Source organism: Frateuria sp. YIM B11624, from assembly GCF_049727805.1.
In the GTDB taxonomy this organism is placed as follows: Bacteria; Pseudomonadota; Gammaproteobacteria; order Xanthomonadales; family Rhodanobacteraceae; genus Frateuria_A.
In genome coordinates this window covers 25,292-38,901 of the sequence record NZ_JBCNYA010000038.1, presented here as the reverse complement: position 1 = coordinate 38,901, position 13,610 = coordinate 25,292, and the positions used below count along the sequence as shown (strand labels likewise).

The following is a 13,610-nucleotide window of genomic DNA, read 5'->3' as shown; positions in this document are numbered from 1 at the left end:
GGGGGTGGAGGGGGGGCTTCAGCCCACCAATGACGCTTGCGGTGCGTTGCTTGGTGGGCTGAAGCCCACCCTACGCGCCCTCTAGCAGTTCCCGCAGCGCCAGCTCATCCCGCAGCACCGCAAACGGCTTCACCGGCGCCGGCCGCTCCGGTGGCGGCTGCAAGGTCTTCTGCCACACGCCCACGTCCCACCAGCGGCCGAGCTTGTAGCCGCTCTGCCGCCACACGCCGGCCGACTCGAAGCCCATCGCCTCGTGCATCCGCACGCTCGCCTCGCCCGGCAGGGTGATCACGCCGACCGCCTGGTGGATACCCTGCAGGCGCATCGCCTCCAGCAGCACGCCGTAAAGGCGCCGCGCGATGCCATGGCGCTGGGCGTCCTCGCGCACGTAGATCGAGGTTTCGGCGATCCAGTCGTAGGCCGCCCGCTCGCGGAAGCGGCTGGCGTAGGCATAGGCCAGCACCTCGCCGGCGTGCTCCCAGACCAGCCACGGGTACTGCGCCAGGCGTGTCGCGATCCGCTCGCGCATCGCCGGCACGCCGGGCAGGGAGGTTTCAAAGGTAGCCACGCCGTGGGTGACCGAGGGCGCATAGATCGCGTGGACCGCCGCGGCATCGTCGGCGCAGGCAATGCGGATGGCCATGGCCTTCGCTCAGAGCTCGCGCAGGAAGTAGCGGTCGCAGCCATGGTGGCCGGTGCCGCCCATCGCCTGGCAGATCGGCGCGAAACCGCTGCGCCGGTACAGCACCTGCGCCGCGTCCATGCCGGTGAGGGTTTCCAGGTAGCAGCGCTTGTAGCCCAGCGCGCGTGCCGCCTCCAGGCAACGCTGCATCATCGCGCTGCCGGCGCCGATGCCGCGCGCCTGCGGCAGGAAATACATCTTGCGCAGCTCGCACACGTCCGCCTCGCCGCCCTCCAGTGGCGCCACGCCCGCGCCGCCGATCACCACGCCGTCGCGCTCGACCACGAAATAGGCGCAACCGGGACGTGCGTAGGCTTCGGCCATGTGGTCGACCTCGGCGTCGTGGATGGCGAAGCCGGGGCCGTCGGCGCCGAATTCCGGCATGACGGTGCGAATGATCGACGCCATGGCTTCGTCGTCAGTGGGTTCGATCGGGCGGATCAGGAAACTGGCGGTCATGGGGCGTGGGTCTGGCAGTCGAGGAGTTTCGGCTTCAGGCGGCCGTGCGCGCCCGGGTAACGCGGCTGGCGGTGTCCTTGTGCAATTGCGCCGCGAGCCAGGCGCCGGTGGCGACCAGCAGGTCCAGGTCCACGCCGGTGTGCAGGCCCATGCCCTGGAGCATGTAGGCCACGTCCTCGGTCGCGACGTTGCCGGTGGCGCCCTTGGCGTACGGACAGCCGCCCGTGCCGGAGACCGCGCTGTCCACCACGCGCACGCCTTCCTCCAGGCAGGCCAGGATGTTCGCCAGCGCCTGGCCGTAGGTGTCGTGGAAATGCACGGCCAGTGCATCCATCGGCACGGCCTGCGCCACCGCGCGCAGCATCGCGCGCGCCTTGGCCGGCGTGCCCACCCCGATGGTGTCGCCCAGCGAGATCTCGTAGCAGCCCAGCGCGTGCAGCCGCTCGGCCACGCGCACCACATCGGCGACCGGCACCTCGCCCTGGTAGGGGCAACCGAGGACGGTCGAGACATAGCCGCGCACGGCCACGCCATCGGCCCTGGCGCGCTCGATCACCGGCACGAAGCGCTCGATCGATTCGTCGATCGAGGCGTTGACGTTCTTGCGGTTGAAGGCTTCGCTGGCCGCCGTGAACACCGCGATCTCCTGCGCACCCGCTGCGCGTGCGCGCTCGTAGCCCTGGAGGTTTGGCACCAGCACGGGATAGCGCACGCCGGGCACCTTGCGGATGCCGGCAAAGACCTCCGCCGCGTCGGCCAGTTGCGGCACCCATTTGGGGCTCACGAAGCTGGTCGCCTCGATGGTGGTCAGGCCGGTGGAGGACAGCCGGTCGATCAGCGCGATCTTGACCTCGGCCGGCAGCAAGGTCTTTTCGTTCTGCAGGCCGTCGCGGGCGCCGACTTCGACGATCCGGACGGTATCGACGGGGGCGGTCATGGCGGCTCCGGGGACGGGGAAGTGTCCATTTTACCCGGTCGGCGGCCAGGCAAGGGCGGATCGCCCGGCAGGCTGGCTTTGCCCCGGACTCCTCCGTATAATCGCCGGTTCGACCCACACGGACGGGTCGTGAACCGATATCGGCAGGACGGAAAGCGTGGCTCCATGGGCCACCGCCGAATCAGTCAGAAACCGGGCAATCAAGCCCACCCAGGAGCATTCCCATGCCCAAGATCAAGACCAACCGGGCGGCCGCGAAGCGTTTTCGCAAGACCGCCTCGGGCAAGTTCAAGGCCGGTCACGCCTTCAAGTCGCACATCCTGACCAAGAAGTCGACCAAGCGTAAGCGCAACCTGCGCGCCACCAACCACGTCAAGGCGTGCGACACCAAGGGTGTGGCTCGCATGTTGCCGTACGTCTAAGGGGAGGAGAACACCATGGCTCGTGTAAAGCGTGGCGTTACCGCCCGTCGTCGTCACAAGAAGATCATCGGCCGCGCGAAGGGCTACTACAACGCCCGTCGCAAGGTCTTCCGCGTAGCGAACCAGGCCGTCATCAAGGCCGGCCAGTACGCCTACATCGGTCGCAAGCAGCGCAAGCGCCAGTTCCGCGCGCTGTGGATCGTGCGTATCAACGCCGCGGCCCGTCAGTTCGGCCTGTCGTACAGCCGCCTGATCAACGGCCTGAACAAGGCCGGCATCACGATCGACCGCAAGGTGCTGGCGGACATCGCCGTGCACGACATCAAGGCGTTTGGCGCGATCGCGGAAAAGGCGAAGGCCAGCCTGGCCGCTTGATCGTCGTCACCGACGGTATGCTGTAAATCAAGCGGGGAGAAGGCCAACGCCTTCTCCCCGTTTTTATTTAGTAACGTCGCTTCTCGCGTTGGCCTCCTCTCCCCTTCGGGGAGAGGATTGAGGTGAGGGGCCAAGGCTTGCCTTGGACGTCATCAAAGCCGCTTCGATCGCGGCAGCAACGCAAGAGTGGCCCCTCACCCCAACCCTCTCCCCGGAGGGGAGAGGGAGCTAGAAGCAAAACCAAAGCGGAAACTCGCACCGATGGATGATCTGGACAGCCGCGCAACCCAGGCCCTGGCCGATATCGAAAGCGCCGCCTCGCTCGACGCGCTCGAAACCCTGCGCGTCGGCCTGCTCGGCAAGAGCGGCATCGTCACCGCCGCATTGAAATCGCTCGGCGCCCTCGCCCCGGACGAGCGCAAGGCGCGCGGCGCCGAGGTCAACCGCGTCAAGGACCGTCTGGCCGACGCGCTCGCCGCCCGCAAGCAATCGCTCGAACAGGCCGAACTCGACCGCCGCCTGGCCTCCGAAAAGCTCGACATCACCTTGCCGGGCCGTGACGGCCAGCGTGGCGGCATCCATCCGATTACCCGCGCACTCGAGCGCATCGCGGCGATCTTCGCCCGCCTGGGCTACCAGCGCGCCGAAGGCCCGGAGATCGAGGACGACTGGCACAACTTCGAGGCGCTGAACTTCCCGCCGCACCATCCGGCGCGCGCCATGCACGACACGTTCTACTTCGGCGACGGGCGCCTCTTGCGCACGCACACTTCGCCCGTGCAGATCCGCTCGATGCAGGGCCGGCAGCCGCCGATCCGCATCATCGCGCCGGGCAAGGTCTACCGCAGCGACTCGGACCAGACCCACTCGCCGATGTTCCACCAGATCGAGGGCCTGCTGGTCGACGAGACCTCCAGTTTCGCGGACCTGAAAGGCACGCTGGCCGAATTCGTGCGTGCGTTCTTCGAGCGCGACTTCGAGATGCGCTTCCGCCCCAGCTATTTCCCCTTCACCGAACCCTCGGCCGAGGTGGACATCCGCTGGGAGACCGAAGACGGCCAGAGCCGGTGGCTCGAGGTGCTCGGTTGCGGCATGGTCCATCCGAACGTGCTGAAGAACTGCGGCATCGATCCGGAGCGCTACACCGGCTTCGCCTTCGGCCTCGGCGTCGAGCGCTTCGCCATGCTGCGCTATGGCGTCTCGGACCTGCGCGCGTTCTTCGAGAACGATCTGCGCTTCCTCAAGCAGTTCGCGTAAGCCGGCAAGGAACCAAGTACCCATGAAATTCTCCGAGAACTGGCTGCGCGAGCTGGTCGAGATCCAGGCCGACCGCGCCCAACTGGCCCATGCGCTGACCATGGCCGGGCTGGAAGTGGAAGAGCTGACCGTGCTGGGCGAGGGCCTGGCCGGCGTGGTGGTGGGCGAGATCATCGCCGCCGAGAAGCATCCGGAAGCCGATCGCCTGAAGGTGTGCAAGGTCGCGGCGGGGCAGGGCGAGCCACTGCAGATCGTCTGCGGCGCGCCCAACGCGCGCGTGGGCCTGAAGGCTCCGTTGGCGATGGTCGGCGCGGCGCTGCCGGGCGGCGTGAACATCAAGGCGGCCAGGCTGCGCGGTGTCGAATCGGCCGGCATGTTGTGTTCGGCCAAGGAACTGGGCATCGACGCCGGTGCCTCCGGCCTGATGGAGCTGCCGGCCGATGCGCCGGTCGGCCAGTCGCTGGCCGGGTTCCTGGGCCTTCCCGACGCCAGCATCGAGCTCAAGCTCACCCCGAACCGCCCGGATTGCCTGGGCCTGGTTGGCCTGGCGCACGACGTCGCCGCGCTGTTCGGCAGCCGCGTGCTGGTGCCGGTGCAGGATCCGGCGCCGGTGACCTCCGACGCACGCCGCGGCATCCGTTTGGAAGCGGGCAAGGACGCGCCGCGCTACCTGGGCCGCGTCATCGAAGGCATCGATGCGTCCGCGCGCTCGCCGCTGTGGCTGGCCGAACGCCTGCGCCGCGCCGGCCTGCGCCCGATCAGTGCGGTGGTCGACGTCACCAACTACGTAATGCTGGAACTGGGCCAGCCGCTGCATGCCTTCGACAACGACACGCTCGAAGGCGACATCGTGGTGCGCCACGCGCGCGCCGGCGAGACGCTCAGGCTGCTCGATGGCAGCGAAGCGAAGCTCGACGAGGGCTTCCTGCTGATCGCCGACGAGAAGAAGGGTCTCGCGGTGGCTGGCGTGATGGGCGGCCACGGTTCGCGCGTCACCGATGCCACGCGCAACATCTTCCTGGAATCGGCGCATTTCGCGCCGGCGGCCATCATGGGCCGCGCGCGCAAGCTGGGGCTGCATACCGACGCCTCGCACCGCTTCGAACGCGGCGTCGATCCCGAGCTTCCGCGCCGCGCGATGGAGCGCGCCACCGAGCTGCTGCTTTCGATCGCCGGCGGCAGGGCGGGTCCGGTCGTGGCCGCCGAGAACCCCGCCGATCTGCCGCGGCCGGCCACGGTCACCCTGCGCCGCGCGCGGCTGGCCCGCGTGCTTGGCCTGACCGTGCCGGACGAGGAAGTCACGCGCATCTTCATCGCGCTGGGCATGGCCGTACATGCCAACGCCGATGGCTGGCAGGTCACTGCACCGAGCAGCCGTTTCGACATCGAACGCGAGGAGGACCTGGTCGAGGAAGTCGCCCGCGTCCATGGCTACGACAGCATTCCCACCCGCACGCCTGCCGGCGCGCTGGCGCTGGCGCCTGAGCTGGAAGCGCGCATCGGCGAACTGCCGCTACGCGAGCAACTGGCTGCGCGCGATTACTACGAAGCGGTCAACCTGTCGTTCGTGAGCGCCGAACTGCTCGCGCGCTGGGGCTACGCGGAGGATCTGGTGCCGCTGGCCAATCCGCTGTCGGCCGATCTGGCGGTGATGCGCCCTTCGCTGCTGCCCGGCCTGGTCGAGTCGCTGCGCCACAACCGCGCGCGCCAGCAGGAGCGGGTGCGGCTGTTCGAGGTGGCCCGCGTCTTCGCCGCCGGCGACCCGCCGGTGGAAACCCCGAGCCTGGCCATCGCCGCCTGTGGCAGCGCGCGTGCCGAGCAGTGGGCCGAGCCGGCCCGTCCGTACGATTTCTTCGACCTCAAGGGCGAGCTGGATGCGTTGCTGGCCTGGGCCGGCGAGCGCGAGCGCTGGTCGCTGCATGCCGATGGCCTGCCGGCCTGGCTGCATCCGGGACGCGGCGCCCGCGTCGCTCGGGACGGTGAGACGGTCGGCTACCTCGGCGCGCTGCATCCGCAACTGGCCAGGGCGCTGGACCTGGGGCCGGACGTGCACGTGCTGGAAGTGGCCCTGGCGCCGCTGCTGGAGCGCCGCTTGCCCAAGGCCCGGCCGGTGCCACGGTTCCCCCTGGTGCGTCGCGACATCGCCGTCGAGGTCGCCGAAGAGGTGTCCTGGTCACAGATCGAGCAGACCGTCCGCGGCACGCTCGGCAATGTGCTCAAGGAACTCAGGTTGTTCGACCGCTACAGTGGCAAGGGCGTCGACGTAGGCCGAAAGAGTCTCGCTATGGGCTTGATTTTGCAGGACGCTTCACGCACGCTTACCGACGACGACGCGGACCGCTGCGTGCGTGATGCGGTAGCTGCGTTGGAGTCCACATGCAAGGCGAAATTGCGAGGTTGAGATGGCGCTGACCAAGGCGGAGATGGCCGAGCGCCTTTTCCTCGAGGTGGGCCTCAACAAGCGTGAGGCGAAGGAATTCGTGGACGCCTACTTCGAGGTCGTCCGTGAAGCGTTGGAAAGGGGCGAGCAGGTGAAGCTGTCGGGCTTCGGCAATTTCGACCTGCGTCAGAAGAACCAGCGACCGGGTCGCAACCCCAAGACGGGCGAGGAGATTCCGATCTCCGCCCGTCGTGTGGTGACGTTCCGTCCGGGGCAGAAACTCAAGGTGCGAGTCGAGAGCTATGCTGGACCAAGGGAATAACACCGAACTGCCCGCCATCCCCGCCAAGCGCTACTTCACCATCGGTGAGGTCAGCGAGCTGTGCGGGGTCAAGCCGCACGTGCTGCGCTACTGGGAGCAGGAATTTCCGGCGCTCAACCCGGTCAAGCGCCGCGGCAACCGCCGTTACTACCAGCGCCACGACGTGCTGATGATCCGCCAGATCCGCGGCCTGCTGTACGACGAGGGTTTCACCATCACCGGTGCCCGCGCGCGGCTGGAAGGCCCGCAGGCGCGCATGGAGTCGAGCATTTCCCACCAGATCGTGCGCCAGGTGCGCATGGAACTGGAAGAAATCCTGACCCTGCTGCGTCGCTGAAACCGCGATGCGTCTGCTACAATTCGCGTTCTGTTGAAAGCGCGGCCCACGGATGGCCGCTTTTTGATCTTCGCGATCAGGACGATCCGCAAAAGCAGAGTTCACGTCGGGGCGTAGCGCAGCCTGGTAGCGCATCTGCCTGGGGGGCAGAGGGTCGTCGGTTCGAATCCGGCCGCCCCGACCAATCCGGAAAGCAGCAAAGGGACCTCAGGGTCCCTTTTTTATTGCCCCGTCTCCGAGGGGCTTTGCCGCGCCCTGCTGGCGATGCTGCGTGGTCGTTCCGGGCGGTCAGGCGATCTCACCTGACGTCACAGCCGCCTTGCTTGCCGCAAGCCTCGGCAAGAACGCCTGCATCGGAATTCGTAAGATCTTGTTGCAAGAACTTACGAACTATGGGAGCGTCGCTCGGCCAGGCGGCGCATGCGCGTTTGGCCAGCGGGGGTAGAGAAAGACGTCTGGCCCGCACGGATGCGCTCTTGTGCCTGGCATTCGCGCGGTGGCTTCGCCACCGCGTCCGATTGTTGTTCATTACGGGGAGACATCATGCGCAACAGATTCATCCGTCCGCTGCACAGGCCGCGATTGACCGCGCTGGCCTTGGCGCTCGGCCTTACTTTCGCGAGCGCCGGTGTGCTGGCGCAATCGAACGCTTCCGGCGTGATCTTTGGCCATCTCGCACAGCCCGAGGGCGCCACCGTACGTATCCAGAACCTGGATACCGGTCTGACCCGCGAACTCGGCGTGGACAGCCAGGGCCGCTACCGGGCGGGATCGCTTCCGATCGGCCGTTATCGCGTCACCATCGAGCGCAACGGACAGCCCGCGGAAAGCCGCGACAACGTGCAGGTCACCCTGGGCGGCGGTGTCGACGTGTCGTTCGAGACCGGTGCGGCTTCCGCCGATGGCGCCCAGACGCTCGAGGGCATCACCGTGACCGGCAATGCGCTGCCGGCGATCGACGTGTCGTCGGTGGACTCGCGCACCGTGCTTACGGCCGAGCAGTTGCAGAAGCTGCCGGTTGCGCGCGACGTTACTGCCGCCGCGCTGCTGGCTCCTGGTGTCATCGCCGGCGACAGCCGTTACGGTAACGTCGCCTCCTTCGGCGGCGCATCCGCCTCCGAGAACCAGTACTACATCAACGGCTATGCGGTGACCAATGCGCTGACGGGCCTCGGCTTCACCAGCCTGCCCTTCGACGCGATCGACCAGCAGCAGATCTTCTTCGGCGGCTACGGCGCCGAGTACGGCCGTTCCACCGGCGGCGTGATCAACATCGTCACCAAGCGTGGCGGCAACGACTGGAAGGCGGGCGTGGGGATGTACGTCACGCCGCAGTACCTGGCCGGCTCGCCGCGCAGCATCTATCGCACCAACGGACAGCTCTACCAGTACCGCGGAAGCAACAAGACTTCCTCGATGCAGTACACCGGCTATGTCAGCGGCCCGCTGGTCAAGGACAAGCTGTTCTTCTACGGCGCCGGCGACTTCACCCGCACCACGGGCCATACCGTCGGTACGATCCTGGCTCCGCAGGATGCGGGCTCGGTGTCCAAGGCTACCAAGTGGCTGGCCAAGGTCGACTGGAACATCACCGACAACAACATCGTCGAGTTCACCGGCCTGTCCGACAAGACCAGCATCGACCGCACCATCTACGGCTACGACTACGACACCCTCCAGGCGACCGGCCTGCTGGGCACCGACAAGCTGAAGAACTTCGATGCCGGTGCCGGCTCCGCTCCCGGCGGCGATGTCTACATCGGCAAGTATACCGGCTACCTCACCGACTCCCTCACGATCAACGCGCTGTACGGTCGCAGCAAGACCGACCATTCGCAGACGCTCGGTTACGCCAGCAATCCCAATTGCCCGTGGATCACCGACTCCCGCTCGGATGCGCCGGACGTCATCGTGGGCTGCGGCATGGTCAACGGCACCGTGCTCGGCCCGGGCGCCAACGACAAGACCCATGGCTGGCGTTTCGACGTCGAGTACCAGATCGGCTCCCACGACCTGCGCGCCGGCGTGGACAACCAGACGCTGGAGTCCTACAGCGGCCGCCAGTACGAAGGTGGCTACCGCTGGGTCTACCGCAATGCCGGTACCGTGCCGGGCCGTCCGGACATCCAGCCGCCGGCCGGCACCGACTATTTCGTCGAGAAGCGCCTGTTCCAGACTGGTGCCGCCGTGAGGACCGAGCAGGAGGCGCAGTTCATCGAAGATCGCTGGCAGATGACCGATCAGTGGATGCTCTACCTCGGCCTGCGCAACGAGCAGTTCAAGAACTTGAACGGCGACGGGCAGACCTACGTGGCCCAGCGCCACCAGCTGGCTCCCCGCCTCGGCCTGACCTGGGACGTGTTCGGCGATTCCTCGTTCAAGGTCTATGCGAACGCCGGCCGTTACCACCTCGCGATCCCCTCCAACGTCGCGATCCGCGGCGCCTCCGCGTCCACTTACTACAGCGAGTACTACCTGTACGACGGCGTCAATGCCAACGGCGAACCGTTGAACATCCAGCCGCTGGGCAGCCGCATCTACCTCAACGGCGAGGACGGCACCACGCCCAATCCGCAGACCGTGGCGGCCAAGAACCTCAAGGCGTACTACCAGGACGAGTACATCCTCGGCTTCGACAAGATGCTGGGTACGGACTGGACGTGGGGTGCCAAGCTGACCTACCGCAAGCTGCTCAGCTCGATCGACGACTTCTGCGATTCGCGTCCGTTCGAGAAGTACGCCGAGCGCAACGGCATCGACATCAGCAACGCCAGCATTCCGGGTTGCTACCTGTTCAATCCGGGCGAGAACAACACGTTCATGGTCGACGTGGACGGCCAGGGCACGCTGGTGCCGTTCAATCTCACCCACGACGACTTCACCTCGCCGGAGGGCGTGAGCTTCCCTGAACTGAAGCGCCAGTACTATGCGTTGGACCTGTACCTGGAACACCAGTTCAGCGACAAATGGTACGGCCGCGTCGACTACACGTTCTCGCGCAGCTACGGCAATTCCGAAGGCCAGCTCAAGTCCGACATCGGTCAGCTCGATCCGTCGGTGACGCAGGATTGGGACGCGCCGGAGATCATGCAATTCAGCAACGGCCCGCTGCCGAACGACCGCACGCACCAGTTGAAGGCCTATGGCTACTTCCAGGCGACGCCCGAATGGCTGTTCGGCGCCAACCTGTCGGTGGCCTCGGGACGCCCGAAGAACTGCATCGGCGTGGATCCGGTGGATGCGATCCAGTACGGCGCTTCGTACTTCGAATGCGGATTCCAGCCCAGCCCGCGTGGTTCCAGGGGCCGTCTGCCCTGGACCTACCAGCTCAACCTCAACACCGAGTATCGCCCGCTCTGGGCCGGCGCTTCGCAGCCGCTCGCCTTTACGGTGAACGTCTACAACCTGATCGGCACCAAGAAGGAGATCGGCATCATCGAGGTGGGTGAGACCGGTGCGGTGGATGACGCGGGCAACCCGATCCAGAGTCGGGACTACCAGCGTCCGATCGCGTTCCAGAAGCCGCGCTACGTGCAGTTCGGCGTGCGCTACGACTTCGGACTTTAAGAGATAACTAGAACGTTCCGCGCCGTCGCCCCGGCGCGGGATCCCCCAGATACTTGGCCGCCAGGGAGGGCGGCCGCTTTTTTTCCTGCGCGGGTGTCATCAATAGAGCACGCGGGCCTTCAACGTCCCCGGGATCGCCGCCATGCGCTCCTTCAGCGCCTGCGCCTGCGCCACGTCGGCCGACACGTCGATCACCACGTAACCCACCTCCGCGTCGGTCTGCAGGAACTGCGCGTCGATGTTGAGGTTGCCCGCCGAGAACAGTTCGTTGATCCGCGAGAGGGTGCCGGGCACGTTGCGATGGATGTGCAGCAGGCGGCGGCTGTGCGGATGCTCCGGCAGCGAGACCTCGGGAAAATTCACCGCCGACAACGTCGAGCCGTTGTCGCTGTAGCGCACCAGCTTGCTGGCCACTTCCACGCCGATGTTGTCCTGCGCCTCCAGCGTGCTGCCGCCGATGTGCGGGGTGAGGATCACGTTGTCCATGCCCACCAGCGGCGAGACGAAGGCATCGCCGTTGCCCTTGGGCTCGGCCGGAAAAACGTCTACCGCGGCACCGGCCAGGTGGCCCTTGAACAGCGCGGCGGCCAAGGCGTCGATGTCCACCACGCTGCCGCGCGAGGCGTTGATCAGCAGCGATCCGGGCCGCATGCGTGCGAGCTGTCCGGCACCGATCATCATGCGCGTGGCCGGCGTGTCGGGCACGTGCAGCGTGACCACGTCGGCGCTCTCCAGCAGGTCGTCCAGGCTGGCTGCGGCGTGCGCGTTGCCGAGCGCGAGCTTGGCTTCGATGTCGTGGAAGAGCACCCGCATGCCCATGCTCTCGGCAAGCACGCCGACCTGCGTGCCGATGTGGCCGTAGCCGACGATGCCCAGCACCTTGCCGCGCGCCTCGTAGCTGCCCAGCGCCGACTTGGACCAGCCGCCGCGGTGGCACTGCATGTTCTTCTGCGGAATGCCGCGCAGCAGCATGATCGCTTCGGCCACCACCAGCTCGGCCACGCTGCGGGTATTGGAGTAGGGCGCGTTGAACACCGGCACGCCGAGCCGCCGTGCCGCACCCAGGTCCACCTGATTGGTGCCGATGCAGAAGCAGCCCACCGCGATCAGCCGCCGCGCGTGCTCGAGTAGTTCGGGCGTGAGCTGGGTGCGGGAGCGGATGCCGACGATGTGCGCTTCGGCCAGGCGCGCCTTGAGCTCCTCTTCCGGCAATGCCTTCGGATGCACCTCGACCTGGCTGTAGCCGGCCTGTCGGAAGGTTTCCTCGGCGCTGCGGCTGAGGCCCTCGAGCAGGAGTACGCGGATGTCCTGCTTGGGGAAGGAGGTCTTCATGCGTGCGGATCCGTGCCGGGGGCGAAGGCCTACTATGCCAGAGCTTCCGGTACTTTGCGGCAGTGCAGCACTGGACCGTGTCGGGGGCGCTCTGGCAGGCTGGGCGCTCCCCTGCGGAAGCTGCCATGACCGATCCCCGCCTCGCCGACCTCGCTGCCCGCGTTCCAGGGCTGCGCCTGCTCACCGAACTGGCCGACCTGATCCACTATGGACGCGACTGGACCCGCCGTTGGGGCCCGGCGCCGCTGGCCGTGGCGTTGCCTTCGGATGCGGGCGAAGTGCAGGCCATCGTGCGCTGGGCCAACGAGCGCCAGGTCGCCCTGGTGCCCTCGGGTGGACGCACCGGTCTTTCCGGCGGGGCCGTGGCGGCGCGCGGCGAGCTGGTGCTGAGCCTGGAGCGCATGAACCGGGTGCGCGGCTTCGACGCCACCGACCGCCTGCTCGAGGTCGAGGCGGGCATCACCCTGCACGCCGTGCACGAGGCGGCGCGCGAGCGGGGCCTGCTCTATCCGGTGGACTTCGGCGCCCGCGGCTCCTGCACGATCGGCGGCAACGTGGCCACCAACGCCGGCGGCATCCGGGTGATCCGCCACGGCACCACCCGCGAGTGGATCGCCGGGCTGACCGCGGTCGCCGGCAATGGCGAGCTGCTCGAACTCAACCGCGGACTGGTCAAGAACTCCAGCGGCTACGATCTTCGCCAGTTGATGATCGGCTCGGAGGGCACGCTGGGTGTGGTGGTCGCCGCGCAGCTGAAGCTCACCGATCCGGCGCCGCCGGCGCAGACCATGCTGCTGGCGCTGCCGCACATGGATGCGCTGATGCGGGTGTTCGCGCTGTTCCGCGCACGGCTGAAGCTGCAGGCGTTCGAGTTCTTCACCGACATCGCGCTGAAGCACGTGCTGGCGCACGGCGCACAGCGCGCGCTCGACGCCAGCCAGCCGTACTACGTGGTGACCGAATACGACGTGCTCGACGAACGCGACGAGCAGGCCGCCTTGCTGGCGTTCGAGGAAGGCGCGCGCGAGGGCTGGATCAGCGATGGCGTGATAGCGCAGAGCGAGGCGCAGGCCACGATGTTGTGGCGGCTGCGCGAAGGCATCACCGAAAGCCTGGCGCCGCGCAAGCCCTACAAGAACGACATCGCCCTGCGCATCAGCGCGATGCCGGCGTTCCTGCACGAGATGCAGGCGCTGCTGGCGCGCGAGTACCCGCAGATGGAAGTGGTGTGGTTCGGCCACATCGGCGACGGCAACCTGCACATCAACGTGCTGCCGCCGGAAGACATGGCGCAGGCGGCCTTCCTCGCCCATTGCGAGCGGGTGACGCGGCTGCTGGCCGACGCCCTGCAACGCCACGGCGGCAGCATCTCGGCCGAACACGGGATCGGCCTGGTCAAGCGCGATTACCTGGGCAGCACGCGCAGCGCGGCGGAGATCGCGCTGATGCGCGGGATACGCAAGGTGTTCGATCCGAACGGCATCCTCAATCCCGGCAAGCTGTTCGAATGACGGACGGCGATCGAGGCGGCCCACTCCCG

Annotated in this window: 12 protein-coding genes and 1 tRNA gene; 9 read left to right on the top strand and 4 right to left on the bottom strand. The window is 67.2% G+C overall.

Annotated features, from left to right (window positions below):
- Nucleotides 1–70 precede the first annotated feature (70 nt).
- From AAIL17_RS16190 to AAIL17_RS16180, 3 genes are read right to left on the bottom strand one after another with little or no spacing between them, the layout of a single operon-like run.
- Nucleotides 71–643 carry an N-acetyltransferase family protein gene (locus AAIL17_RS16190; protein WP_424683889.1) on the bottom strand — a complete coding sequence of 191 codons (573 nt, stop codon included), beginning with the start codon at nucleotides 641–643 and terminating at the stop codon, nucleotides 71–73.
- 9 nt (nucleotides 644–652) lie between these two features.
- Complete coding sequence (locus AAIL17_RS16185; RefSeq protein ID WP_424683888.1) at nucleotides 653–1,141, bottom strand: GNAT family N-acetyltransferase; 489 nt, start codon at nucleotides 1,139–1,141, stop codon at nucleotides 653–655.
- A 34-nt stretch (nucleotides 1,142–1,175) separates the two neighbouring features.
- Nucleotides 1,176–2,078 (bottom strand): hydroxymethylglutaryl-CoA lyase, encoded by a 903-nt coding sequence (locus tag AAIL17_RS16180; RefSeq protein ID WP_424683887.1) that lies wholly within the window; start codon nucleotides 2,076–2,078, stop codon nucleotides 1,176–1,178.
- A 224-nt stretch (nucleotides 2,079–2,302) separates the two neighbouring features.
- On the opposite strand from AAIL17_RS16180, the gene rpmI reads away from it, so the two are divergent.
- From rpmI to AAIL17_RS16140, 8 genes are all read left to right on the top strand, one after another.
- Complete coding sequence (rpmI, locus tag AAIL17_RS16175) at nucleotides 2,303–2,500, top strand: 50S ribosomal protein L35 (RefSeq protein ID WP_026635107.1); 198 nt, start codon at nucleotides 2,303–2,305, stop codon at nucleotides 2,498–2,500.
- A 15-nt stretch (nucleotides 2,501–2,515) separates the two neighbouring features.
- Entirely contained in the window at nucleotides 2,516–2,875 is a 360-nt protein-coding gene (gene rplT / locus AAIL17_RS16170; RefSeq protein ID WP_209618427.1) for a 50S ribosomal protein L20, read from the top strand.
- 261 nt (nucleotides 2,876–3,136) lie between these two features.
- Complete coding sequence (gene pheS / locus AAIL17_RS16165; protein ID WP_424683886.1) at nucleotides 3,137–4,132, top strand: phenylalanine--tRNA ligase subunit alpha; 996 nt, start codon at nucleotides 3,137–3,139, stop codon at nucleotides 4,130–4,132.
- Nucleotides 4,133–4,154: 22 nt separating this feature from the next.
- Complete coding sequence (gene pheT, locus AAIL17_RS16160; RefSeq protein ID WP_424683885.1) at nucleotides 4,155–6,533, top strand: phenylalanine--tRNA ligase subunit beta; 2,379 nt, start codon at nucleotides 4,155–4,157, stop codon at nucleotides 6,531–6,533.
- 1 nt (nucleotide 6,534) lies between these two features.
- Nucleotides 6,535–6,834 (top strand): integration host factor subunit alpha, encoded by a 300-nt coding sequence (gene ihfA, locus AAIL17_RS16155; RefSeq protein WP_091333672.1) that lies wholly within the window; start codon nucleotides 6,535–6,537, stop codon nucleotides 6,832–6,834.
- Nucleotides 6,815–7,171, top strand: coding sequence for a MerR family transcriptional regulator (locus AAIL17_RS16150; RefSeq protein ID WP_231349364.1), 357 nt, complete (start codon nucleotides 6,815–6,817; stop codon nucleotides 7,169–7,171). Before ihfA ends, AAIL17_RS16150 begins: the two co-directional genes overlap by 20 nt.
- Nucleotides 7,172–7,278: 107 nt before the next feature.
- Nucleotides 7,279–7,355 (top strand) — tRNA-Pro (locus AAIL17_RS16145).
- 359 nt (nucleotides 7,356–7,714) lie between these two features.
- Entirely contained in the window at nucleotides 7,715–10,738 is a 3,024-nt protein-coding gene (locus AAIL17_RS16140) for a TonB-dependent receptor (RefSeq protein WP_424683884.1), read from the top strand.
- Between the two features lie 99 nt (nucleotides 10,739–10,837).
- Here the strand turns inward: AAIL17_RS16140 and serA are convergent, their stop codons facing one another.
- Nucleotides 10,838–12,070, bottom strand: coding sequence for a phosphoglycerate dehydrogenase (serA, locus tag AAIL17_RS16135; protein ID WP_424683883.1), 1,233 nt, complete (start codon nucleotides 12,068–12,070; stop codon nucleotides 10,838–10,840).
- 125 nt (nucleotides 12,071–12,195) lie between these two features.
- Here serA and AAIL17_RS16130 point away from each other — a divergent pair, with 125 nt between their 5' ends.
- Complete coding sequence (locus AAIL17_RS16130; RefSeq protein ID WP_424683882.1) at nucleotides 12,196–13,581, top strand: FAD-binding oxidoreductase; 1,386 nt, start codon at nucleotides 12,196–12,198, stop codon at nucleotides 13,579–13,581.
- The last annotated feature ends 29 nt before the right edge of the window (nucleotides 13,582–13,610 follow it).

Excerpts from the sequence above, each read along its gene's own strand:
- AAIL17_RS16190 (WP_424683889.1), bottom strand. The coding sequence starts at position 643 with ATGGCCATCCGCATTGCCTGCGCCGACGATGCCGCGGCGGTCCACGCG.
- AAIL17_RS16185 (WP_424683888.1), bottom strand. The coding sequence starts at position 1,141 with ATGACCGCCAGTTTCCTGATCCGCCCGATCGAACCCACTGACGACGAA.
- AAIL17_RS16180 (WP_424683887.1), bottom strand. The coding sequence starts at position 2,078 with ATGACCGCCCCCGTCGATACCGTCCGGATCGTCGAAGTCGGCGCCCGC.
- rpmI (WP_026635107.1), top strand. The coding sequence starts at position 2,303 with ATGCCCAAGATCAAGACCAACCGGGCGGCCGCGAAGCGTTTTCGCAAG.
- rplT (WP_209618427.1), top strand. The coding sequence starts at position 2,516 with ATGGCTCGTGTAAAGCGTGGCGTTACCGCCCGTCGTCGTCACAAGAAG.
- pheS (WP_424683886.1), top strand. The coding sequence starts at position 3,137 with ATGGATGATCTGGACAGCCGCGCAACCCAGGCCCTGGCCGATATCGAA.
- pheT (WP_424683885.1), top strand. The coding sequence starts at position 4,155 with ATGAAATTCTCCGAGAACTGGCTGCGCGAGCTGGTCGAGATCCAGGCC.
- ihfA (WP_091333672.1), top strand. The coding sequence starts at position 6,535 with ATGGCGCTGACCAAGGCGGAGATGGCCGAGCGCCTTTTCCTCGAGGTG.
- AAIL17_RS16150 (WP_231349364.1), top strand. The coding sequence starts at position 6,815 with ATGCTGGACCAAGGGAATAACACCGAACTGCCCGCCATCCCCGCCAAG.
- AAIL17_RS16140 (WP_424683884.1), top strand. The coding sequence starts at position 7,715 with ATGCGCAACAGATTCATCCGTCCGCTGCACAGGCCGCGATTGACCGCG.
- serA (WP_424683883.1), bottom strand. The coding sequence starts at position 12,070 with ATGAAGACCTCCTTCCCCAAGCAGGACATCCGCGTACTCCTGCTCGAG.
- AAIL17_RS16130 (WP_424683882.1), top strand. The coding sequence starts at position 12,196 with ATGACCGATCCCCGCCTCGCCGACCTCGCTGCCCGCGTTCCAGGGCTG.